General features: G+C 46.5%; 25 protein-coding genes. 15 read left to right on the plus strand and 10 right to left on the minus strand.

All coding sequences use genetic code 11. The annotated features are described in order from the left end of the window. Positions 1-58: 58 nt before the first annotated feature. Complete coding sequence (locus CMO31_01690; protein ID MAZ52712.1) at positions 59-580, plus strand: hypothetical protein; 522 nt, start codon at positions 59-61, stop codon at positions 578-580. Between the two features lie 131 nt (positions 581-711). On the opposite strand, the gene CMO31_01695 is transcribed toward CMO31_01690, so the two are convergent. Both CMO31_01695 and CMO31_01700 read right to left on the minus strand, forming a co-directional pair. After that, positions 712-1,941: an L-2-hydroxyglutarate oxidase gene (locus CMO31_01695; GenBank protein ID MAZ52713.1), complete on the minus strand. Its 1,230-nt coding sequence runs from the start codon at positions 1,939-1,941 to the stop codon at positions 712-714. 428 nt (positions 1,942-2,369) lie between these two features. Beyond that, entirely contained in the window at positions 2,370-3,782 is a 1,413-nt protein-coding gene (locus tag CMO31_01700; protein MAZ52714.1) for an Asp-tRNA(Asn)/Glu-tRNA(Gln) amidotransferase GatCAB subunit B, read from the minus strand. Positions 3,783-3,845: 63 nt separating this feature from the next. On the opposite strand from CMO31_01700, the gene CMO31_01705 reads away from it, so the two are divergent. From CMO31_01705 to CMO31_01720, 4 genes are all read left to right on the plus strand, one after another. After that, positions 3,846-4,268, plus strand: coding sequence for a hypothetical protein (locus CMO31_01705; GenBank protein MAZ52715.1), 423 nt, complete (start codon positions 3,846-3,848; stop codon positions 4,266-4,268). A gap of 306 nt (positions 4,269-4,574) precedes the next feature. Next, positions 4,575-5,168, plus strand: coding sequence for a GTP cyclohydrolase I FolE (folE, locus tag CMO31_01710; protein ID MAZ52716.1), 594 nt, complete (start codon positions 4,575-4,577; stop codon positions 5,166-5,168). Between the two features lie 160 nt (positions 5,169-5,328). Continuing rightward, entirely contained in the window at positions 5,329-6,849 is a 1,521-nt protein-coding gene (locus CMO31_01715) for an iron ABC transporter permease (GenBank protein MAZ52717.1), read from the plus strand. A 334-nt stretch (positions 6,850-7,183) separates the two neighbouring features. After that, on the plus strand, positions 7,184-7,765 hold the full coding sequence (locus CMO31_01720) for a hypothetical protein (protein ID MAZ52718.1): 582 nt from the start codon (positions 7,184-7,186) through the stop codon (positions 7,763-7,765). A 226-nt stretch (positions 7,766-7,991) separates the two neighbouring features. Here CMO31_01720 and CMO31_01725 read toward each other — a convergent pair whose 3' ends face one another. Genes CMO31_01725 through sdhC form a run of 4 tightly spaced genes read right to left on the minus strand, consistent with a single transcriptional unit; the run spans position 7,992 to position 11,285 of the window. Next, positions 7,992-8,690 (minus strand): succinate dehydrogenase iron-sulfur subunit, encoded by a 699-nt coding sequence (locus CMO31_01725; protein MAZ52719.1) that lies wholly within the window; start codon positions 8,688-8,690, stop codon positions 7,992-7,994. Positions 8,691-8,701: 11 nt separating this feature from the next. After that, complete coding sequence (locus CMO31_01730; protein MAZ52720.1) at positions 8,702-10,441, minus strand: succinate dehydrogenase flavoprotein subunit; 1,740 nt, start codon at positions 10,439-10,441, stop codon at positions 8,702-8,704. Positions 10,442-10,498: 57 nt separating this feature from the next. Beyond that, positions 10,499-10,924, minus strand: coding sequence for a succinate dehydrogenase (locus tag CMO31_01735; protein MAZ52721.1), 426 nt, complete (start codon positions 10,922-10,924; stop codon positions 10,499-10,501). A gap of 1 nt (position 10,925) precedes the next feature. Next, the gene (gene sdhC / locus CMO31_01740) at positions 10,926-11,285 is read right to left on the minus strand and encodes a succinate dehydrogenase, cytochrome b556 subunit (protein MAZ52722.1); all 360 of its coding nucleotides are present in this window, start codon (positions 11,283-11,285) and stop codon (positions 10,926-10,928) included. 492 nt (positions 11,286-11,777) lie between these two features. Here sdhC and CMO31_01745 point away from each other — a divergent pair, with 492 nt between their 5' ends. Further along, positions 11,778-12,563 (plus strand): hypothetical protein, encoded by a 786-nt coding sequence (locus tag CMO31_01745; protein ID MAZ52723.1) that lies wholly within the window; start codon positions 11,778-11,780, stop codon positions 12,561-12,563. A gap of 75 nt (positions 12,564-12,638) precedes the next feature. Here the strand turns inward: CMO31_01745 and CMO31_01750 are convergent, their stop codons facing one another. Continuing rightward, on the minus strand, positions 12,639-13,652 hold the full coding sequence (locus tag CMO31_01750; GenBank protein ID MAZ52724.1) for a hypothetical protein: 1,014 nt from the start codon (positions 13,650-13,652) through the stop codon (positions 12,639-12,641). A gap of 40 nt (positions 13,653-13,692) precedes the next feature. Here CMO31_01750 and CMO31_01755 point away from each other — a divergent pair, with 40 nt between their 5' ends. Next, on the plus strand, positions 13,693-14,142 hold the full coding sequence (locus tag CMO31_01755; protein ID MAZ52725.1) for a hypothetical protein: 450 nt from the start codon (positions 13,693-13,695) through the stop codon (positions 14,140-14,142). Positions 14,143-14,216: 74 nt separating this feature from the next. Here CMO31_01755 and CMO31_01760 read toward each other — a convergent pair whose 3' ends face one another. Then, positions 14,217-14,900: a hypothetical protein gene (locus tag CMO31_01760; protein ID MAZ52726.1), complete on the minus strand. Its 684-nt coding sequence runs from the start codon at positions 14,898-14,900 to the stop codon at positions 14,217-14,219. Positions 14,901-15,164: 264 nt separating this feature from the next. Here CMO31_01760 and menC point away from each other — a divergent pair, with 264 nt between their 5' ends. Together menC and CMO31_01770 are read left to right on the plus strand one after the other, a co-directional pair. Next, positions 15,165-16,274, plus strand: coding sequence for an o-succinylbenzoate synthase (menC, locus tag CMO31_01765; GenBank protein MAZ52727.1), 1,110 nt, complete (start codon positions 15,165-15,167; stop codon positions 16,272-16,274). A 452-nt stretch (positions 16,275-16,726) separates the two neighbouring features. Beyond that, positions 16,727-17,311 carry a nitroreductase gene (locus CMO31_01770; protein MAZ52728.1) on the plus strand — a complete coding sequence of 195 codons (585 nt, stop codon included), beginning with the start codon at positions 16,727-16,729 and terminating at the stop codon, positions 17,309-17,311. On the opposite strand, the gene CMO31_01775 is transcribed toward CMO31_01770, so the two are convergent. Both CMO31_01775 and CMO31_01780 read right to left on the minus strand, forming a co-directional pair. Beyond that, a complete protein-coding gene (locus CMO31_01775; GenBank protein ID MAZ52729.1) occupies positions 17,308-17,694 on the minus strand; it encodes a reactive intermediate/imine deaminase in 387 nt (128 codons plus the stop codon). The genes CMO31_01770 and CMO31_01775 overlap by 4 nt on opposite strands. A gap of 50 nt (positions 17,695-17,744) precedes the next feature. Continuing rightward, positions 17,745-18,725 (minus strand): serine/threonine protein phosphatase, encoded by a 981-nt coding sequence (locus CMO31_01780; protein MAZ52730.1) that lies wholly within the window; start codon positions 18,723-18,725, stop codon positions 17,745-17,747. Between the two features lie 104 nt (positions 18,726-18,829). Here CMO31_01780 and CMO31_01785 point away from each other — a divergent pair, with 104 nt between their 5' ends. The 6 genes from CMO31_01785 (at position 18,830) to CMO31_01810 (ending at position 23,481) form a co-directional block, all read left to right on the plus strand. Next, positions 18,830-20,290, plus strand: a complete 1,461-nt coding sequence (locus CMO31_01785; protein MAZ52731.1) for an Asp-tRNA(Asn)/Glu-tRNA(Gln) amidotransferase GatCAB subunit A — start codon at positions 18,830-18,832, stop codon at positions 20,288-20,290. A 207-nt stretch (positions 20,291-20,497) separates the two neighbouring features. Further along, complete coding sequence (locus CMO31_01790) at positions 20,498-20,641, plus strand: 50S ribosomal protein L34 (protein ID MAZ52732.1); 144 nt, start codon at positions 20,498-20,500, stop codon at positions 20,639-20,641. Next, positions 20,629-21,006, plus strand: a complete 378-nt coding sequence (gene rnpA / locus CMO31_01795; GenBank protein ID MAZ52733.1) for a ribonuclease P protein component — start codon at positions 20,629-20,631, stop codon at positions 21,004-21,006. The genes CMO31_01790 and rnpA overlap by 13 nt, the downstream gene beginning before the upstream one ends. Beyond that, positions 21,003-21,248 carry a membrane protein insertion efficiency factor YidD gene (locus tag CMO31_01800; GenBank protein MAZ52734.1) on the plus strand — a complete coding sequence of 82 codons (246 nt, stop codon included), beginning with the start codon at positions 21,003-21,005 and terminating at the stop codon, positions 21,246-21,248. Before rnpA ends, CMO31_01800 begins: the two co-directional genes overlap by 4 nt. Next, positions 21,245-22,849, plus strand: coding sequence for a hypothetical protein (locus tag CMO31_01805; GenBank protein MAZ52735.1), 1,605 nt, complete (start codon positions 21,245-21,247; stop codon positions 22,847-22,849). The genes CMO31_01800 and CMO31_01805 overlap by 4 nt, the downstream gene beginning before the upstream one ends. 14 nt (positions 22,850-22,863) lie before the next feature. Then, the gene (locus CMO31_01810; protein ID MAZ52736.1) at positions 22,864-23,481 is read left to right on the plus strand and encodes a DNA-binding protein; all 618 of its coding nucleotides are present in this window, start codon (positions 22,864-22,866) and stop codon (positions 23,479-23,481) included. Positions 23,482-23,492 lie beyond the last annotated feature (11 nt).

The following is a 23,492-nucleotide window of genomic DNA, read 5'->3' on the forward strand; positions in this document are numbered from 1 at the left end:
CCAGCTCGTAGGGCGTGACGGACAGTGAGGACAGTGGAGCTATACTAAAGCTTAATTAATGCGCCCGATGAGTCTTAAAACTGATATCAGGCATGCCCGTATAGACGACTCTGCGAACCTTGTTGCCCTTCAGAGGGGAATTTATGAAGAAGGAACTTGGTTTGTGGGAGATGGACCCCCTACCGCTGGCGAAATTCGAAGGCATCTAGAGTATCTTGATCGCTACCAATCACTAATGCTTGTTGCCGTTAATGGTGAACAGGTGTGTGGTTGGTTGGAGCTTAACAGGTTCCGTCCTATGACTATGAGCCATGTTGTGGTACTTACTCTGGCTGTCGCAGCTCCTTACCGTCGTCAGGGTATCGGCCGGGCCCTTATGAGGCGCGGATGCTATTGGGCGTTAGGTTCGGGTGTCAAGAAAATTTCGCTGCACGTTCGAGCGCATAATCTAGCAGCGATTGAGTTTTATAAAGGTGAGGGTTTTATTCTTGAAGGTTGCGAACGAGATCACATCCTTACCGAAGAAGGTCTCGAAGACAATTTGATCATGGCTCTGATGCTGGGGCAAAAACGTGACTGATGCTAGCGTAATTAACTAATTATTTAGGATAAGGAGAGTTAGCAGGGTTAGGTTTCTGTCCCTTAGTTAATATCGATAAAATCTCTACCGTGGTTCCGTGGAGGTGATTAGTTCGTGGTTATTTTTGTGTTTTAATTTCCTTGCGTAAAAATCTTTTTGATTGGGAACCGCGAAGCAATTCGATGAACTAAGTGTTTCGCAATCTCCAGAGAAGACGTTGCTGCGGGGGAAGGTGCGTTGATAATGTGTATGCCTGAAAATTCTTCAACGATGAGAAAGTCATCAACTAACTCACCCGTGTTTTTAAGCGCTTGGGCGCGAACTCCGGCTGGTGATGGTTTAATATCATTATTCCGAATGTTAGGAATAAGCCTTTGTAGGCTATGTAAAAACGCAGCTCGACTCCATGAGCGAATTACCTCTGCTAAGCCATGCTTGACATGTCGGCTAGCTAATCGCCAGAAGCCCGGAAAGGCTAATATTTCTGTTGCGTCCCGTAGGTTGACATCGGTTTTTTTGTAACCCTCGCGCTTTAGGCTGAGAACAGCATTAGGGCCGGCATGAACGTTACCGTCAATCATCTTTGTGAAGTGAACCCCCAGGAATGGGAAGGCTGGATCTGGGATCGGATAGATAAGGCCGTGGACCAGATGACGTGCGCTTGGTGTTAGTTCGTAATATTCTCCTCTGAACGGAATAATTCGACTGTTGACTTCGGTCTGTCCCATATGGGCAACTCGATCGCTGTAAAGTCCAGCACAATTAACTACTAAGTTAGTTTCAACTTCACCTTGTGAAGTTGAAACTAACTGCCCAGCACCTTGAGTCATCTGATTAAGTCTGGTAACCGTAGTATTTAGGCGTAACTCGCCGCCTAGTCGCACAATTTCGGAGGCTATTGTGCGACTTATCAAGCTGTAATCTACAATACCTGTACTAGGGACGTAGAGGGCCCCAATTCCAGCAACGTGGGGTTCTATTTCTCGGAGTTTTTCCTCATTGAGATTCTCTACTTCAAGACCATTTTCTAGGCCCCGCTTATATAAGGCGTCTAATCTCGGAAGTTCATCCTTTCGTGTAGCTACAATGACTTTCCCGCAGATTTCAACGGGAAGGTTATGACGTTGACAGAAAGTAACTATTGACCGGTTACCAGCTTTAGCAAAACGGGCCTTCATGCTACCCGGCTTATAATAGATCCCTGAGTGTATTACGCCACTATTACGCCCGGTCTGGTGACTAGCCCAGCTCGACTCCTTCTCAAGCAAAATAAGTTTCAAGTCGGGCCTTTGTTGTAAGAGGACCATGCCGGTGCTGAGCCCTAGTATTCCACCACCTATAATAGCTACGTCGTAGTGCATGATAATGAGGTAATGGTTTTATTGCCATTGCAAGACCCTAAATTAATTTTCTTTGTGAGACTGATTCTTCCAGCATAAAAAGCGTCTTTTCGCATAATTAGAATCACTACTCGAATTCCCTCAGGAATTGGGCAGGTAATTTGCTATTTCCCTTACTCCTGAAAAGGCCATAAAGTATTTTCCAGTCGTCCGTAGCAACGTTGATTCTGAAATTTTTTGATGCCTTTAATCTAGTTGCGTGACGATTCATATTAAGTGACATCATTACTCACAAAAGCGCATCATATTTAGTTCGGTGTAACTTAAGAAGGCTAATGGTCGAATTTTGCATCATAATTAACCCCTTTTTGAGTTGATTCGAGCAAGGTGGAGTGAATTAACAAAAAATATTATATATCCCAACCACAATTTTTCGTTTCCTTTCGAATTCATTCTATTCTGAGTTTTTGGATGAGTAACTGACGGACTAGGTCAGGCTTAGCCTGACCTCGGCTCTCTTTTAGGACTCTCCCAAGGAGCGCATTGATTGCTTTGGGATTTTCACTGATACTGGCAACGATCTTGGGATTGGATTGAAGGGTAGTTGCTATTAGCTGTTCAATTTGTGATACATCCGTGATTTGGGTAAGGCCTCTCTCCTTTACAAGGTCTTCGGAGTTTTGACCTTCCATCACAGCAGGTAGGATTTCTTTAGCCACTCGGCCTGAAATAGAGTCGTTTTCCACGAGACGCACAAGATTAACTAGTTCCACTGGTGTTAGCGCACTTGTTTCTAGGTCTTGCCCTTTGTTATTTAGATAACCAATAACATCACTAACAAGCCAATTAGCAAGAGCCTGCGCTCCAGAAGGAAAAAGGTTCACTGCAGCGTCATAGAAGCGGGAAAGGCTTGTATCATACGCAATCATTTCAGCATCAGCTTGCTTCAATGAGAGCTCAAGATAGCGGGTCCATTTTTGCCCAGGCAATTCTGGCGTTCTAGATCGTATGTTCTCAATCTGTTTCTTTCCTAGCTCAAGTGGTGGTAGGTCAGGGTCAGCGAAATAACGGTAGTCCGCTGTTCCCTCCTTGGTTCGCATGGTGTATGTTTTTTGACCGCCTTCATTCCAACCACGGGTTTCTTGACGGATGGGCTCTCCAACCTCAAGTATTCTTGTTTGACGACTAATCTCGTATTCAAGGGCGCTTTTCACGCTCTTGAAGGAGTTCAAGTTTTTTACTTCGACTTTTGTCCCATACGACTCTCCCGGGCGACGTAGTGATACGTTGACATCTGCACGCATCTTGCCTTCCTCTGGCGAAGCGTCTGATATTTCGAGAGCCTGAGCTATAGCTCGAACCTGATTTAAGAAGTTACGTGTTTGTTCGGGGGTCCGTAAATCTGGTTCTGTAACCATCTCGATTAGTGGTGCCCCGGCACGATTAAGATCAACTAAGGTGTGGTCCGCATACTTGGGATGGACAAGGCGGCCAGCATCTTCTTCGACATGACAGCGTGTAATCCTGATGCGTTTGCCTTCAACCTCGATGAAACCATGCTCACCAACTGGTTGGTCGAACTGGCTAATCTGATAATTCTTCGGCGCGTCTGGATAGTAGTAGTTCTTCCTATGGAACTGGGTTTGGTTAGGAACGGTACATTGAATCGCGAGGCTAAACATGATGGCTTTCTGAATCGCCTCTACGTTAACTACGGGCAGGGCCCCCGGTAGTCCTAAGCACACTGGACAAGTATTAACGTTTGGATCTTCGCCAAACCCGTCGGCAGGACACCCGCAAAACATCTTTGTTTGCGTCTTAAGAGCCAAGTGGACTTCTAGGCCAATTACTGGTTCAAACATTGGCGTAGTGTAACTCGACAAGCTGCATGATAGTACCTGGAGGTAATACGCTACAATACTGAGATGATTGCTGCTTCCCTTGAAGACATCGCAGTTGCGGGTGATGGGAACCAGTTTCTGGCTTTGCTTAAAACTGATGCCGGATCTATCCTTCCTATATTCATAGATGCCTTTCAAGCTATTTCTATTTCTGCAGGCCGTAGTGGAGATGATCCCGGTCGGCCGATGACCCACGACTTGATTTTGTCAATGATTGAGTTATTCGGCGCAAAGATTGATCGCATAGAAATAACTGATATCGTCGAGGGTGTTTATTTCGCGATGTTAGTTATTGAGCGCCAGGGGGTTAATTTCGAAATTGATGCTAGGCCTAGTGATGCACTAGCTGTGGCGGTTCGGTCCCAAGCCCCGATTCTGATTGCAGAGCATGTCGTCGAACAGAATGCTTTAGTTGATGACTACGGGGGGAATGCCTTTGAAGCTTAAGGGCCAGGTTGGATAGGATCTTTACGGTTTTTATCCCGTATGATCACGTGAGGAAATTAAATTCCATTCAAATTTACTCCATAACGCGGCTGTCGATCTGAGGCGGGTTCAAAAGCTCTTGTGGTGAGAGCAGTCCAAAATGACCTAGCCTACATGTTGAATATCTGTTTTTGGCTAAAGAAAAAACGGCGAAAATCGACTTGTTGATTTAACCATAAAAACGAGATTGTGGTTTAGGATACCGAGATGGCCGCGAAATTAAACTACGAATGTGGTATGGGAGACGAGATGGATGTTAATGGCTCAATGAACTCATATCTTCCGGAAACGGACGACTTCGATGAGACGGGAGAGTGCAGTCTTGGTCATCTTGTTGCTGAGTTGATAGCCGGTCTTGGCGAAGATATTTCTCGCGAGGGTCTTGCTAAAACGCCACAGCGAGTTGAACGTTCACTTCGTTATCTGACCAGTGGTTACCGAGTAAAAATAGATGATGTTATCAACGGAGCCCTATTTGCCGCTGAGGGGTCCGAAATGGTTGTAGTCAAAGGCATTGAGTTTTATTCAATGTGTGAGCACCATATGCTTCCCTTTTTTGGCAAAGCCCACATTGCCTACATTCCGAACGAGAGAATCCTTGGGCTTAGTAAGTTTGCTCGTGTCATCGATCTTTATGCTCGGAGGATGCAGGTTCAGGAGCGCTTAACTTTGCAAATCGCTGACATTCTTATCGAGGTACTTGAGCCTCAAGGTCTAGCGGTAGTTATGGAGGCTAGTCATCTTTGTATGATGATGCGGGGTGTAGAGAAGCAAGGTGGTACTACACGAACTAGCGCAATGCGTGGGGTGTTTAAGAATGATGCTCGGACCCGACAGGAATTTCTTGAAGCGATCAGCTAACCAAGTTGAGTCGCCCTGAAAGCTTCATGTATTCCTAATCTAAATTCTTTGGGTATTTTGTTAACCCAGCTTTCCCTGCTAGGCTGGTTCTCGCGCTGTGAATAGTAATTCGACACTCCAACCATTAGTAAAGACTCGCCGCCGAAGGCCACCATTCGTATTGATTGTACTCACGGCTATAGTGGGAGTGGCAGTTCTGCTTCCGTTGTTTTACCTGGTAGTCAGGGCTACAGGAGCTTCTGATGGCATCTGGGCTTATCTTTTCAGGCCCCGTACCCTTGTGGTCCTTGGTAACACTCTTTTGTTGGTCAGTAGTGTATCGGTCGCTAGTGTTGCGGTCGCTCTCCCAATTGCATTTTTGACGACCCGGACAAGAATTAGAGCTAGGCGACTGTGGTTCGTTCTGGCTGTTTTGCCCCTTGTAATTCCTAGTTATGTTGGAGCTTACGCTTATGTTTCAGCTTTTGCAAAAGGTGGTTTGATTTCAGGGTGGCTAGGCATCAAGCTACCTGTATATGGATTTTGGGGTGCCCTAATAGTGCTTACTCTATCTACTTATCCTTATCTTCTCCTTACGCTCCGCGCTGGTTTCTTAGGGATCGATACAGGAGTTGAGGAGGCTTCGCGAAGTCTAGGTCGTTCCTCTCTAACCACCTTTTTTAGAGTGACTTTACCGCTTTTGCGGCCAGCCCTAGCTGCTGGTGTCCTGTTGGTAGCTTTATATGTTCTCTCAGATTTTGGCGCCGTGTCTATGCTTCGATACAATACGTTTACTCGCGCTATATATGTACAGTATGAGAACTCCTTTAATCTGGGAAATGCGGCTGCACTTGGTTTAATGTTGGTTTTGTTAGCTGGGGCTATTATCTTTGTGGATTCTAGGTTGAGGGGGTTGGGCAGGATTGGGCGAACTGGCGTTGGCGAGGCTCGGGCACCAAGGTATCATCAACTCGGTCCCTGGTACATACCAGCTCTAGCAATGCTTTCTGGAACAGTAGTTCTTGGCCTCGTCGCACCCGTGGCCATCATTGTTACTTGGTTGATTCGAGGTCTTGCTGCGGATCAACCTCTTGTGTTTGATTTGGGTGCTTTGGTCAATGCTGGTGGCATTGCATTAGCAGCCGCTGCTGTTGTCGTAGTGGCAGCAATCCCGGTAGCCGTATTGGCTGTGCGGTTTCCTTCAAAGCTAAGCGCTTTTCTTGAGCGACTTACCTACGTGTCTTACGCATTACCAGGCATTGTAGTGGCTCTTTCCTTGGTATTCTTTGCTTTACGTTTTTTTCCTTGGGGTTATCAGAGTTACGCTCTACTGGTATTTGCTTACGCCCTTCTGTTTCTCCCCCAAGCAGTTGGTAATCTTCGGGCAACCCTTTTGCAGGTGAATATCCATCTTGAGGAGGCAGCCCTCGGTCTAGGTCGATCACCTATTCGCGTGTTATTTGATGTGACTCTACCGTTAGTTCGCACAGGCATTGTTACTAGTGCTGTACTAGTTTTCCTCACAACTATGAAAGAATTACCAGCTACGTTGCTTCTTCGTCCTACCGGGTTCGAAACACTAGCTACTAGAGTATGGTCTTGGACAGAAGAAGCCTTTTTTGCTCAAGCTGCGCCGTTCGCCCTGCTACTGGTCATTGTTTCTTCAATTTCGGTTGCGATTCTTCTTTCGCAGGAGCAGTAACGTATCACTTCCTGGTCTAATAGGTTGATGAAATCGGTCGGGTTGCTGCAAGCTATACAACAAGACTAAATTAGAGTTATTCAATGGAATGAATAACATGATATTTCAAGTCGAACTTTAAGAAGATTCTGATAGGTGATACTGACGCTTGTTTGGCCGTGTAAAGACTCGGAAAAATGGATGTAGGTCCGGTTTGATAGGTCCTTACGCAAAAGAGCGGTACAATTGCGAAGGGTACAGCTTTACACTGCAGTCTTTCTTTGAGAACCGGTGCTCTTGGTTTGTTAAATCGTGAGTCCGCTGATTAATTAAATTACCTGGATGGGGGCTAAAGTTGCGGGATCGTTTAATAGATTTAGTACTTCTATTTGTTCTGATACTGGCAGCAGGTGCTGTGGGCTGGACATTGCTCTCGCTGGGAAAACCTTCGACACAGTCTTTTTACGAACCTCCTGATGCCGCAAATAGCGACTCGGTCGCTTTCGGAATCCAACCTATCGATCTAGGTGTTAAGGGTGATCCTTCTGGACTGCCTCCTGTCCTTAACGGTGAGGGTCTCGTTGTTGAAGAGATTTCGTCGGAGGATAATAGGTCTGTCCTTCAAGAGGTTATGAACGACGACCCGATAATCCTAGAACGGATAGGATTTAGTTTTGTCACTGGCGGAAGCGGTGCTTGTGGTGTAGTTCTTGAACCGTGGCGTCATGTCGCTGTTAGTCGCGAACTATTAGAGTCCCTGGGTTGTGGCACCGAAATTAGTATTGGTTTCGACAGTCCACGGGGAGGACAAGAAAAAATTACTGCTGTTGTAGGTGACACTATGAATCCGTCACACTACCGAACAGTGAATGTGTTTGTCGGTCAGGAGGAACCTGCACTGGAATATGGTGTCACTTCGGGATGGTTAGAACGCTGAACTAAAGAACCCATAAAAAGGACCTATCAGGCAGAGACCAGGTTTCGGAGTTTTTTGTAGTACCAGCTATTGAGCCAGATTAACTTACCAGAGAGCACTTCACGCTATTTGCTGCAAGATGCTAAATGACAATGTTTGTTGGGTTTTAATTTTGGAAAACTTGAGGAATTAGACAACGTTATTTAATTCATTTATGAATCAAGTTCAGTGGATCGGTAATAGGTTACTAAGACCGTTGCCAAAGTAATTCTCTGCGTACTTCCTCTATGGCCTTTGTAATAGGAATGTCACGTGGGCAAGATTCTGTGCAGTTATAGGCTGTTCTGCATCTCCAGAGGCCATTTGCTTGGTTGAGAATATCCATCCTCTGGGTGGTCCCTTGATCTCGCGAGTCGAAGATGAAGCGGTGTGCGTTTACAATAGCGGCTGGTCCAATGTATCTTCCGTTGGCCCAGAAGACGGGGCAGCTAGTTGTACAACAGGCACAGAGGATGCATTTGGTACTAGCATCGAAAACCTCTCGCTCTTCAATGCTTTGGTGTCTCTCGTTAGATGGCGGCGCACTTTCATTGATGAAATACGGAAGAATTTCTCGATAAGAGTCAAGAAAAGGTTCCATGTCGACAATAAGATCTTTTAGTACAGGTAGTCCGCGAAGTGGCTCAATAGTAATTTTTTTACCTAGGTCTTTAATTAAAAGTTTACAAGCTAGGCGATTTGATCCGTTAATTAACATTGCATCAGAACCGCAAACACCGTGTGCACAACTTCGTCGGAACGAAAGGCTGCCGTCGATTTCCCATTTAATGTGGTTTAGTACGTCTAGTACGCGATCTCCTGGGTCAGCATCCACGGAATAGGATGACCAGTAGGATCGAGGACTATTCTCGAGATTTAAGCGCTTGATTTTGAATTCTATTTTCATGGCGCCCCTTCCTAATAGACCCTAGGTTTTGGTTCATACTTACCAATAGTTACTGGTTTGTAGTCAATCCTAACGCTTTCCCCATCCTTATAAACTAGAGTATGTTTGAGCCAAGTTTCGTCATCGCGATCTTTGAAATCCTCGCGTGAATGAGCCCCGCGTGATTCTTTTCGATTCAGTGCCGCGTGGACCAACTGCTCTGCGTTGTCTAGTAGGAAGCCAAGTTCTATTACCTCCATCAATTCGGTGTTGTATTGGTGTCCCTCATCATCAACTGTTACATCCTGGTAACGCTTTTTGAGTTCGCTAACATTTTCCACCTGAGCCGACAGAGTCTCACGTGTGCGAAAAACTGATGCATTGTCCATCATAGTGGTTTGTAAATCAGCTCGGATGTGGCTGGCTCGTTCTGTACCTGAGCCTGTTCTAGCGCGGCTAAGCAGATCTTTAGTGAAATCCTGAGTATCTTTCGGGATATCGCTATAATCCGAAGATTCTGCGTATACTGCTGAGTTAATTCCTGCTCGACGACCAAATACTATCAGGTCACCAAGACTGTTGGTACCCAGCCGGTTTGCTCCGTGAAGAGATGCGCAGCCTACCTCACCAGCAGCATAGAGACCTGGAACAATAGTTTCAATCCCATCGGAAATCACATTAGTATCAATAGTAGTAGGAATACCACCCATGGCGTAGTGAGCTGTTGGCTGCACAGGGACGGGGCTTACAATTGGATCCACTCCGAGGTAAATGCGGGCAAATTCGGTTATATCAGGAAGTCTGGACTCTATTATTTCAGCATCTATGTGTGTTAGGTCGAGAAGTAAATAATCATTATCAGGTCCTGCGCCTCGTCCTTCACGAATTTCAAGGTACATCGCTCTAGAAACTAGATCTCGGGGTGCTAAATCTTTAATGGTAGGGGCATATCGTTCCATGAAGCGCTCCCCAAGGTTATTGCGGAGGACGCCACCTTCCCCTCTGGCACCTTCGGTCAGTAAAACTCCTATACGATAAAGACCTGTGGGATGGAACTGATAGAACTCCGGGTCTTCGATAGGCAATCCTTGTCGGTACAACACGGAGGTAAGGTCGCCAGTGAGGGCATGAGCGTTCGAAGTGACCTTGAACATACGCCCATTTCCTCCTGTGGCTAGAACCGTCGATTTAGCCTGGAATGTGTGTAATTTACCTGTAGCTAATTCGTAGGCCACTACACCACGGCACTCTCCGGCAATGAGAATAATATCGAGGACGTGAAACTCGTTAAAAAATACCACATTGTTCTTTATGGATTGTTGGTAAAGGGTTTGTAAAATCATATGGCCAGTGCGATCAGCTGAGTAACATGCACGTTCTACCGCAGACTTACCAAAATCCCTTGTGTGGCCACCAAATTTGCGCTGGGCGATTTTTCCGTCAGGAGTCCGAGAGAATGGTAGGCCCATGTGCTCAAGTTCGTACACAGCATCGATCACCTCTGTTGCGAAGGCGTCGGCCACATCTTGGTCAGTTAAGTAATCTCCTCCTTTAATCGTGTCAAAAGCATGCCATTCTGGGTGGTCTTCGCTGACATTACCCAAAGCTGCTCCCACGCCACCTTGGGCTGCACCAGTATGAGAGCGAGTTGGGTACAGTTTGCTGACTACTGCTACTGTGACGTTAGGATTTTGAGCTGCATAACGAGCAGCCATTAGGCCAGCACCGCCTGCGCCTATAACAATTACATCGAATTTGTGTGAGTTGTTCAAGTTTCGTCTCCCGACTCAACATAGAATCTGACTGTGCAAATCGTTACCTTTTTCGCTTTAGTCGCCAGGGAGAGCACGGATTGCATCCCCCATTTCTTCAAACGTGAATGCCCAGAGTGTAATTACACCTAAAACCAATACAATGCCGGCGATTGTAAAGAGGGCAATTTTTGCCCAGAATCTGCGGGATGGGCTTTTGACGTAATCTTCGATACTGTAGCGAAGACCGTTTATACCGTGCAGCATGGCGAATCCAAGTAAAAATGAGTCGTAAATCTTGACCCAACTCTTGGAAAACCTTGAAGCAACATAGTTATAGTCCACATCGCTCACATTGATTTGGATGTTGTTGAAGAAAAGATGTCCAAACACCAAAAACACCAGCGCAAGGCCTGAGATTCGCATGAATACCCACCAGAAGATCTCTGAGTTAGTACTGTAGGTGGCACGAGCTTGCTGGAGGGTCTTTGGCCTATTAGACATTTCAGGATCCTGCGAAGATTTCCGGGAGAACCTTTATTAGTACTGGTATTCCTATGGCGGTCGTTAAGGTAAGAACGCAGTACCAGAGGATTCGCTGGAAGCGAATTCCCCAGCCGGTGAAGTCCATAAGAATTATTCTTAGACCATTAAGGGCGTGGTAAACAACGCCTCCCATTACTAGAATGAGGCCTATGCGGAAGGGCCATTTGTGGTAAAACGCCAAAAACATGTCGAATGGACCGTCTGGTCCGTACATTACTAGGCTGATGTCAACCACATGAAGTAGCAGGTAGAGTGCGAGGGCTACTCCTGAGGCTCTGTGTAACAAGAACGCCCAATAACCTTCTCTGCCTCGATACATTACAACCTCCTTCGAGACCTTGGGGTTTTTGTCAACATGCTACGGTTCCTAAAAGGTTCCAGTTTTGTGTGATTCATGAGCATTACGAGAAGGGATTCTATCACGGGTTGTGATTTCTTGAAGACTGTCTTTTTGTTTAAACCTACTTAATCTAATCCATACCAGATGACTTTGGCCTTTGATTTGCTATTTCTTCTGAGCTAAAGAGGGATTAGTTGATGTGATGCTTTCTCCTTGAGTCGACATGTTACTCGCCTCTTTCTGATAAGAAAATCTCTGCAGAAAATAAGAAGATCCTTATTCGCATCAAGAAGGTAGTCTCGCTATTTCGAACATATTTTGCAAGGGAACTTGATTGACTGCCATCCTGGGTCGCAGATAATTATTTATAAGGTATTCAATGTATCCAAATTACTATTGAGTTGCTGATGGGCGTCTTTACACTTTGTTTGTGTTTGACGTAGAGCTGACAGGGAGAAGGTAAGCTTCAATATGCTTTTGGTGTTTGATTTGGATAAGACAATTGTTACTGACGATTATCGTCTGCCGAAGACCATTCAAGAAGCTATTGCAAGAGCTAAGTTAGCTGGGCACGTAATTGCAGTGTTGACTGGTAGAGGTAAAGCCGCAGCGCTTCCTTACCTAGATCAACTCAGACTACAGGGGCCTTATGGCGTTAATAATGGTGCGTTGGTGATCGGTTCCCAGGGAGAAATCCTGAAGCGTATTCGGATACCAGCAATTGATGTGCAACAGCTCGTGCGGTTTGCTGAATTAAGAAAAATAGAATATTGCTGTATGTTAGATGACATTCTTTACGTTGGTAACCCCGATTACGAAGAGTTACAGAGCGAGTGGATCTGGACTCATGACGAGAATCGCCAGGTGATTACTCTTGATCCTAAGATATCTATAGAGGCCGATAAGCTAATTTTTGGGGGGGTAGCTGCAAGCGAACAGCTCGGGAAAGAGGCAGCAATGCGTTACCCAGAATATGTTGTTTACGAGTGGTCTGAGGAATATGTTGAGGTCACGGGTTCCAACGCCGATAAGGGATCGGCTTTGGAGCTCATCTCCTGTCACTTAGGGTTCGAACAAAGAGACGTAATAGCATTCGGAGATGGGGTTAATGATTTGACCATGCTAGCTTGGGCGAATCACGGTATTGCGGTTGGACCGGATGCTGATACTAAGCTTGTAGATTTGGCTGATGAGTGGATTGCTGCACCGGAACACAATGGTGTGGCTGATTGGCTCGAGCTCAACCTGTTGAATTAATTCATGCGTTAAATGATGCGATGACGAGGCGTCATCTAGTTAGTGCAATATCCGGATGATGATGCCATGCTAACCTCAATCCCCATTTTGCCAGCTCGGTGCAGAATGCAAGTACCTTGCTAGTTCGTTGGCAAGTCGGGCAGACGCTAGGAATCCGCGTCCTGCTAGGGCACCTAGAAACCACAGGCCTGGTTGTAGTTCTGTCAAAAGTGGGACGTTGTTAGGCCTTTTTGCACGTACTCCGGTCCAGATGGACATTACATTAGCTTCTTGTAGCCCGGGAACGAACCAGCCGAAGGAGGTGCGTAGAGATTCGGTTACAGACGGGTCGTATTTGCCAACTTGCCTGTGGTTTCCACCGATGAATGTCTTTTCGTTAAGAGTGGCCCCATAAACTGCACCAGCTATGGGAAGGGGTAGCTCTGGTGTTGGCGATAAGCCTACAATTTCACCCGCTATCAATTGTAATTGTGGGGTGTCCAGCTTTGGAACTTTACCCGCACCCGTGCACAATACTACCCGGTCAACACGAAGTGAAACTTGCCCCGTTCTAATAAAGAATGCCCCGACTCTGCCAGAAATGGTTTCTACTTTATGATTGAACAAAGTACGAATACCGTATTCGGTTGCGCCATTTACTAAAGCCATTAAGAATTTCTCTGGCCGTATCCACCCACCATCATTTACTATGAACCCGCCGTACGGTGCGTTATAAGGGTGTGGTATTTCCTCCGGATTCAACCAGTAAACTGCTGGCAGCCTTTGCCAATTCTTGGCTTGGCGAGGATTGTGGGCTATACGGAGTATGCCGGACTTAGTAGCCCCTGGGTTGAAACCTTTTTGCTTAAGATTTGAGCATAATTTCCACAAGGTAGCAAGGCTGGCCAAGTCTTCAGAGGATGCTCGGCCACTACGGCCCCTGTAAGGATTTAGTAATGCTACAGGTACTCCTGAGGCCCCTTCATGTCCAGGAGTCGACTGATCCAACAGGGTCACACCGAAGCCTCGTCGACTTAATTCGAACGCCACTGTACAGCCGGCGACTCCAGCACCGATAACAGCGATCTGTAAACGATTACACGTTCCCACGGCCTACCAGTTTAGCTGCATATTATTTAAGATGGTCACTATGGAGGATTTTATCAAGGGGCTTCACAACCTAACTAGGTGGGTTGTTGTTGCAGGTGGTATTTGGGCTATCTATAGTTCTGTCCGTGGATTGCTTACGAAAAATCGATGGACGCCTATGGTACAGCGTTCAGGTTTGATTTTTACCATTGCCCTGCAGATACAGCTTCTTCTAGGCATAGCACTTTACGTGATTAGCCCTTTGGCTGGAGGAGCTCTAAATACCCTAGATCGATCGATTCAAGGTCTTGAGGTAAGGCAATTCGCTTTTGAACACCCAATCCTCATGATGTTAGCTCTAGTAGCAGCACAATTGGGGTACTCACTCTCACGGCGTGGAAACAACGATCGCGCTAAATTCACGCGTGCTTCAATAGGATTTTTAATGGCAGCTGTGTTTTTAGTTGTTGGTATTCCTTGGGGTAATAGACCCCTGCTTCCCTGGGGCTAACGTCGTTGGCTATTATGAATGGTATTTATAACTCACTGTGACAATCGTGATTTGCTCCAACCTGATTACTAGGATTAGTGAGGTTTCTGTGACCAGAGCATTTCTCTTTTTCCGCCAGGAGGACCAGATTTACGAGCCACTTTTAGACCCATACTCAACAGGTTTCGCCGTACAATCCCTTTCACGGAGAAGCTGACGAGTGTTCCATTAGTTTTCAAGGTTTTGACTAGAGTATTTAAAAAATCGTTGGACCATAGTTCTGGGTTGGCGTCAGGACTAAAGCCGTCGAGATATATGGCGTTAAATCTGTTGGATTGAAGTCTTACGGATGTTGCATCACCAAGTTTCAACTCAAGTTCGTCAAAACCTACCTTGGAGCCTAAATCTGTCGAGTAGAGGTTCAGGGAGTCTCGAAAAGCAAGGAACTGTTGCCAAATACTTCTGTCCTTTAGGTGATCATCGTAATTGAGGTTAGCGAGTGTGTCTCGGCAAGGCAAAGAACGTTCGAGAGCTACGTAATGGAGGGAAGTATTATAAGTCCGAGCAAGGTCAGTGGTAATCAAGAAGTTTAATCCAGTACCGAAACCTACTTCCAACACCGAGGTTCGACAGCCATTACGTAGACGTTCACCAACACCACTACCCTCCAGAAAGATGTGACGAGCCTCTGTTATAGCTCCGTGGAGTGAGTGAAAGGTTTGCTCATAATCGGGATGGAATAAGGTAGCACTACCGTCTGCCGTTCGATGAAGCTCCATAAATAACGGTACCCTAGATTGGCGTTAGGCAACCTAACCGGTATTAGAAAGGGACTCAGTTGTTGTGATTTACCTTACCGAAATAGAAAAAATTGGCATTGCGGAAATAGTGTGCAGTGCCTAAATGTCAAATGATTCGCGAAGGATGAAGATTAGTTTTCAGGTAGGCCTTATGCGCTCCTGAGGTCTTCTTACGCAGATTCTGCCCGTTGTGTGTTTGAGTTTTTCGTACCCGGTATGCTTGATGAAACCCAGGAGGATTGCATGAGGATTGAACGTGTTGAACTTATTGAACTAGCGGTTAAGCTCCGTTTCCGTTTTGAGACTAGCTTTGGGGCAGAACAGGAAACGAGCAAGGTGATCCTTGTTTTACATTCTGAGGGCCTTGAAGGATACAGCGAGGTTGCTGCAGCTCCTTATCCAGGATATAGCAGTGAGACAGGAGCTACCTGCTGGTTAGCTTTGACTGATTATATTCTGCCCAGGGTGATGGGCCGTGAATACGATACTGCTGACCAACTCCTCAGTGATCTTGCTCCGGTTCGAGGAAACAACATGGCAGTGGCTGCATTTGAAATGGCTTTTTGGGATCTTAAAGCCAAGACCTTGAACCTACCCCTTTGGCAACTTCTAGGCGGAGTGAGGACTAGCATTCCTGTCGGAGCTTCTCTTGGTATTCAGGATGGCATTAATGAGACCATCGAATTAGCCCAGAACCATATTGAACTTGGTTATCGGAGACTGAAGTTTAAAATTAAGCCTGGTTGGGATATTGCTCCTCTTAAAGCAGTTCGTCAGGAACTACCTGACACAGTCCTTACGGTCGATGCCAACAGTGCTTATCGATTAACTGATATCCGTGTCTTTCAGAGTTTAGATGAGCTTGATTTGGATTATATAGAACAGCCGTTAGCCCATGATGATCTTCTAGATCATGCCCGTCTCCAGGCTCTAATAACTACCCCGATTTGTCTTGACGAGTCTATCCACTCGCCAGCTGATACTCGAAAGGCCCTACAAATTGATGCTGGTCGCGTCATAAACGTTAAGGTTGCACGTGTGCGAGGCCACCTTGAGGCTCGTCGTGTACACGATGTTGCACTTGCGTTTGGTGCTCCCGTTTGGTGTGGGGGTATGCTAGAACTAGGAGTTGGGCGTGCCCACAACCTTCACCTCTCCACGTTGGAAAATTACACTCTTCCTGGTGACACGGCCTCTGCAAGTCGTTATTGGGAAGATGACGTTGTTTACCCAATATTAGATGCTAATGACGGTATTCAACAGGTACCAGAAGAGGGGCCAGGAATAGGCGTAATGTTAAATCGTGACTTGATCGACACCTTGGCTATAAGAAGGGAGGAAATCAGGGTATAGAGTTGAGTCGAAGTGAAAATGTTTTAGTCCCCAATGGATTTAGTAAGTTAAGTAATAGAGTAGTGACGTGGGTGTTTCACGCCTAATCCTGAAGTGGCCTTCGCGGCCCCGAGATCCTTGGAAACTAGCTTGGTAAGAGGTGGTTAATATCAAATCACTAGGGACTTCAGGTTGGCCTGAATAAATCGGTTTTGGTGAGTTAATAACGTCGAGATTTTCTTTGCCAAGACTGATTTGTATGGTCTCTCTACGGTGGTTATGAGATCGGGTTTAGTTAGGCTGTTTTGGGTGAGGTTGAGAAAAAAGGAGGTATTTTGTGAATGGAATTATTCGGATGCTGATAACCTGGGTTTTTGATAGGGAAACTCAACATAGTTTGTGGGGGTTCAGGGTGGGTTTGGCTGACCCAACCTGTCCTAAGAGGCTATTTCTAGGTTCAATAGGACCTTCTAATGAGTGATAATAGCTCCGTTATAAAAGCGATCTCGCAACGTCGGAGTCCACGTGTTTTTTTGGAGCGTTCGGTGGAACCAGGTAAACTCCTTAGCCTCTTTGAAGCTGCTCGCTTGGCTCCATCCTCAAATAACGAACAACCCTGGCGCTTCATAGTTGCCATTAAGGACGATATAGGGGCATATGGCGATCTATTGAATTGCCTTCGTCCGGGTAATCGAGCTTGGGCCCATACAGCTCCAGTCCTTCTCCTTGTCTTATCCAGAAAGACCTATGAGAAGACTGGGGTAAATAACCGTCATGCTTGGCATGACGTTGGTCTTTCCGTCGGAATACTATCTGTGCAGGCTACGGCCCTGGGTCTTGCATTGCACCAAATTGGTGGAATAATTCCTGAGGAAGCAAAGAATCGATTTGGGATACCCGATGAGTTTGACGTAGTTACCGCTATTGCACTTGGATATGAGGGAGATCCAAGCGCACTCCCAGCTGATCTTCAAGCTAAAGAAGGTAGATCTCGGACACGCAAGCCACTGAATGAAATTATCTTTTCGGGGTATTTTGGGAAACAAAGCGCTCCTTAAGAGTCAGTAGTAAGTGCGATTGCTTCAATCTCAATACCCACGTCTTTAGGCAATCGTGAGACCTCTACTGCACTACGGGCCGGAGGGGATTCAGGAAAGTACTCGCTGTATACCTCGTTAACAACTGCGAAATCGTTCATGTCAGCTAGGAAGCACGTACACTTGACTACTCGATCTAACCCTGTCCCAGCTGCCTCTAAAACTGCACTGAGATTGTCTAGGACCTGGCGTGTTTGTACCTTTATGTCATTCTCTGACAAGCTCCCATCTGGGCGCATCGGGATTTGACCGGCGGTAAAAACAAGTCCCCCTGCGCAAATGGCCTGGGAGTAAGGTCCAACTGCAGCAGGAGCAGCTTTAGCCTCGATTATTTTCTTTGTCATGTTGACATTTTAGCCTGAAACTAATCCGGATTGTTTCCTTAGGTTAGCTATCAACGCCAGACCCCAAAAAAGATAAATAGTGTTAGGAGTCCCAAGCTACCTAGAAGCCAAGCTCGATGCGGATACCATTTATGATGCTGTAGTTTTAGCCACAGGTTTTGGCTACGGAAAATATTTGTTAAATTACCGTAGCCAATCATATTTTCATTGAGCTCGACGATTTTGAAAGCATCTTGATGCTTCGGTAGGTTGTAGCGTTTGGTTTTTACAAGTACCGACTCTACTTTGACCACTACGGCAGTTATATTGTCAGGCCCGCCCCTGTCATTGGCTTCTAGCACTAGTTGCCTAGCTGCTTCCCTGGGAGTGTTGTCCCTAACAATTTGCAAAATTTGAGAATCAGTGAGAAGTATATTTATCCCGTCGCTGCAAACCATAATCTGATCTGCTTCTTGGATTGCGAAATGCTGCAAGTCAAGGTAGACTTTTTGGTCTGTTCCTAGTGCGTTAGTGATTACGTTGCGCCAGCGGTGACGTCGAGCCTCATCATCAGTTAGTAAACCTCGTCGGACTTGGTCAGCGACCCAACTGTGGTCACGGGTAAGGAGGGAAATGCTGTCATTACGTATTAGGTAAGCTCGTGAATCGCCGACGTGCGCCACGAGTCCCACTTGGTCATCAAGAAACACCGAAGTTAAAGTCGTCCCCATGCCCTGATGTTCAGGGTGGGTCGAAGCATAATCGTAGATCCCTAAGTTTGCAATTTGTACTGCCCTTGTGATTGCTTTCGGCGAATACTTACGACTGCGTTCCAACTCGCGCCGAAGCGTGGTGATTGCCTTTAGGCTTGCCACCTCACCCGTTTGGTGCCCCCCCATGCCATCAGCCACCGCCGCGAGAAAGCCCTTCCCAGGTATTTCACCAACAAAGAAGCTATCCTGATTAATCCTACGCACCTTGCCAGGGTCGGTATAACCACCAGAAAGGATGCTGGTTTCTGGACGAGCATCTGTTGGGGTTCTGAAACCCATAGGGTCTCATCATACAAAGCAGTCTTTGCAAAAGAACCGAATATCGCCTCATTAGCGACTTAGACAAGTTAGTTTGTTATGCTTCGCTTCATGGCGGATGCCCCATGAACAGTGCGGAAGACATTGCTCGTGCAGTCCGCAATGGGGAAGCAAGTGCCCAAGAAATTGTGGCTCAGGCGTTGGATAGAGCAGAATCTGTACAGGAACGGACTAACGCTTTTATTTCCTTGATCCATACTAAGGCTATCGAGCGAGCCAAAGAAATAGATGTTCTTCGCTCTAAAGGTAATGACTTGGGGTTACTTGCTGGGGTGCCTATAGTAGTTAAAGACAATATATCCACAGCGGGATTACTCTCTACCGCCGGTTCAAGAAGTCTAGAATCTTTCATTCCGCCCTACTCCGCGACGGTAGTGGACAGACTTGAGGCCGCTGGTGCAGTAATTATTGCCAAGGCTAATCTCGATGAGTTCGGGATGGGTGGAAGTAACGAAAATTCGTATTTTGGTCCGGTACGTAACCCATGGGTTCCTTCAAAAGTCTCAGGTGGTTCCTCCGGTGGGTCGGCCGTGGCTGTTGCTACTGGGGTAGCACCCTTGGCTTTAGGCACCGACACGGGAGGTTCAGTGAGACAGCCTGCAGCCTTTAATGGTGTGGTTGGCTTCAAGCCTACATATGGGCGTCTTTCGCGATATGGGGTGATGGCTTTTGCAAGCTCGCTTGACCAAATTGGTGTACTAAGTCGCAGTGCACGGGATCTCGCTCTTGCCATGGATGTCATGGGAGGTCATGACACTAAAGACGCCACTAGTTTAAAGGGTACTCCACCACGTTTTCTTACGGCTATTGATGCGGAACAAAATCTTTCAAGCCTTTCAGTGGGTGTCGTGACGGAGTTAACTGGTGAAGGTATTTCTCGAGAAGTCCAAGGGGCTGTCGAGCGTACTAGGGCAACTCTTGAGAAGATCGGTGTTAGCGTTAGTGAGGTTTCCTTGCCACATGTTCGTTACGGGGTACCAAGCTACTACCTTGTAGCTACTGCAGAGGCTAGCAGCAATCTTGCACGCTTTGACGGAATGGTGTTTAGCACTCGAGTAGGTGATAATAGGGAAGGTCAGGCAGAGGTAATGATGCGAGCTCGGGGCGAAGCTTTCGGTTCAGAAGTTCGACGACGGATTCTTATGGGAACTTATGCTCTCGCCTCAGGTTACTATGACGCTTACTACGGTAAAGCACTTAAGGTACGGAGGTTGATATCTCTTGAATTTCAGGAGGCCTTTAGGCGCTTTGATCTCCTTTTGATGCCAACTACGCCGGCCGTTGCGTTCGATCTCGGTGAGAAGATTAATGATCCTCTCTCAATGTATCTTGGTGATGTGTGTACATGCCTAGCCAACCTGGTTGGGCTGGGAGCTGTAAGCATTCCAGCTGGATTGACAAAAGAGGGTCTTCCTTGTGGCGTCCAATTACTTGCTCCACCATTACATGACGAGCAGCTTGTCAAGCTGGTGGCTGCATTAGAGAATGAGGCCGGTACTGATTTTGCCCCTTTAGCTCCTGGGTGAGCTAAAGGATTATCGTCTCAGATTAAGCTGAAAACTCAACGCTGAGTTGTAAAGAGATATTTCTTCCGTTTGCGTGGAAGGTTGGTCCTTCTAATGCGGTTGTGGTATTCTTCTACGGCTTGTTTTTGCACTCTGCGGGTGGGCTTATTCCCTTAAATCCTGTATGTCCCCTTGTTACTAAATGGCCGGAGTGAAAGGAGAAAGACTATGAAGCGTACCTATCAGCCCAATCGTCGGAAGCGGGCTAAGACCCACGGTTTTCGGGCACGTATGAGTACGACTGCTGGACGTAATGCCCTAAAGCGTAGACGAAATAAGGGGCGTAAAAGCCTCAGCGTATCCGATCGTTAAGTGAAGGCCGCCCAGTGCTTGTTTCACTCAAGGGCGATCGAAGTTTCAGGCGCCTCCGAAAGGGGCGCTCTGGCAGAGGTAAGTTACTTAGTTTACGTTGGCGTCCCAATCAAGCCGGTGAAGTGCGCGTGGGTATTGTAGTGAGCAAAAAGGTGGGTATAGCAGTGATTCGGAATCGTGTTAGAAGACGGTTAAGAGAAATCTTGCGCGGTCTAGTAGGGTCCTTTAATGCACCTGACGCGATTTATCGTGGATTACCGTCGTTCGACTTGATTGTCATTGCTCGTCCTGAAGCCGCACAAGCAAAACCTCAAAGTCTTAAGCGGTCCTTGTTTCGTGCCCTTAAGCGCGGGGGTTTACTGTGAACCTTCTTGGCCAGCTATTTATTTTCTTGATCCGTACTTATCAACGGTTGTTCTCTCAGTTAAAACTACAACCTACGTGTCGTTTCCACCCAACGTGCAGCTCTTATGCGCTGCAGGCTATTGAGGCTTACGGCCCTTTGAAGGGGCTCTATCTTTCTTTGCGACGTCTTCTTAAATGTCAACCTTTTCACCCAGGGGGATATGACCCAGTGAGAATTCACAGTCATACGGAGGAATTTTGAAAATTCCCTGGAACTATCTTTGCTTTTTAATAATAATCTTTGTGTGGGCTAATGCTTCCGCTCAGCAGATGATGCCCCAAATTGGTTTTGGACGTCTCGAGTTTGCTGCGAGCAAATTTGATATCAAAGAATTTGGAGATGCAGCAAAGATTCAGGAGCACTGTGCTACTTTAAATATAAATGATTCTTCTTTTCTCTGCCAGGGAGGGGCTTTAGAGGGTACTCTTACGCGTATCCCGACAAAGGGCGTCGATTTTTTCTTCGACCATGCTGGTCACTTAGTCGCCGCTTTCGCTAAGCAGCAAAAAGGGATGCGTCTAAACAAATACAATATAGATGCACAGAACAATGTGATCCCTTTTCAGTCAACTATTCCAGGTGGCGCTCTTACAATAGATGGAGATTTTGTTGTTCCAGAAGTGCTTGATTCGAGTTGGCGTCAAATTGACGAAACAACATTCTTAGGTTCATTCCGCATCCAAATTGCTGACTTCTTAGTGGAAAAGTTAGTTCGGGTCAGTAATGTGAGTCATACTTACGACCTTGAGGTTACAGTGAGTAGTAATCCAGTAACCACTGAGGCTGAGGAGGGTGATGATGTTTCTACGCCATCATCTAGTACTTTCCAAATAGTATTCCCCGGCGTAGGTAATGAGAGCACGCCAGAAATCAAGACTGGCCAAAAAGATGCATCCTTGGATTCTTTTGGGCGGCCTGTAGAAAATCCTACTTACATCTCCCTTCAGAGTAAACCTAAGAGGGGTTTCTCGATAATTGTTACGCCTGGAAAACAAGATTTTGATGATTTAAGTGCTTTAGCTCTCCCACCAAATAAGGTCGCCATGCAAAAGACCATAAATTGGTGGTCTTTACAACAAATTAAATTCGACCTGCAAATTTATACTGGGCCCAACGAATTGGTGCGCTACTACCAGGAAGGGTATTCGGAACTTCCTGGCTTGTTCCAGCCAAATATTCTTGGACGCCTTTCGGTAGGTATTATTTGGGTTCTTCAAAAGATTCATGAATATGGACTTAGTTGGGGAATGTCAATAATAGTTTTGACGCTACTTTTCCGGATTATTATCTGGCCGTTAATCACAACTCAGACACGATCGATGCTCGGAATGACGAAATTGCAGCCTAAAATTCAGGCTTTACAAAAGAAATACAAGGATAATAAAGAAAAGCTGACTCAGGAAACGATGAAACTCTATAAGGAAGCAGGAGTTAACCCCGCAGGTGGTTGCCTCCCGATTCTCGTACAAATGCCCTTATTCATTATCCTTTGGCGGGTATTCGTGAACTTCGAATTTAATGAAGGATTCCTGTGGGTACCAGATCTCGGGCAGGCTGATCCGTACTTCATTTTGCCGATACTTTACGTCGGCGTGATGCTCGGTCAATCCTGGTTCGCAGCAAAAGGAAATCCTTCAAGTCTTCGTCAGCAAGTCATCATTAATCTTGTATTTGCTTTTATTATCCTTTCATTTCCAGCGGGAGTCATCTTATACTTTGTTGTGTCGATGGGCGTGCAAGTGCTTCAGTACTGGCTCGTTAGTCGTAATGAACCCGAGCCCGCATTGTCGAAGGCTAAATAAGGGGGGGAGCGAGAATGGCGGATAATAATCTCGAAAAATACCTAAAGGGCATTGGTATTGAGGTGGATGACGAAGCCAAGATTCAGGAAGCCCCCGCGGTCCATGAGGAAGAGGTTCAAAACTTCAATACCGAGGTGGAACTCCTCGCCCAGGATCCTAACGCAGTCCGTATAGACACTGAAGGTGATTTTGCTGAGCGCTGTGAATCATTTCTAGTGAACCTGCTTCTCAATTTTGATCCGGCCTACGCTGTCGAGCTCCATAGAACTGATCAGGATGAAATTGCTGTAGAAATTTTCGGGGGCGACCCAGGCAAAATTATTGGTCGTGGCGGGCGTACCCTAAGCGCCCTAGAATATGTTGCTAATGCTGTGCTCAATAGAGGTGACCAACAGGACGTTCGGGTCAATATTGACGTCGGGGGTTATAAGAGACGTCGAGATGAGCGTCTTCGTAATGCTGCACGCAAGGCTGCTGGACGAGTACGAGATACCGGACAACAATTCGCTTTAGAATTGATGACCGCTGCTGAGAGAAGGGTTGTACATATGGCATTGGCTGATGATGCTTCTGTCATCACCGAGTCTGAAGGTCAGGGGCGGGACCGTAGAATCGTAGTCAAGCCCGCTTGATCAAACGAGTA

The organism is Trueperaceae bacterium (assembly GCA_002707365.1).
Lineage (GTDB): Bacteria > Deinococcota > Deinococci > Deinococcales > Trueperaceae > UBA6957.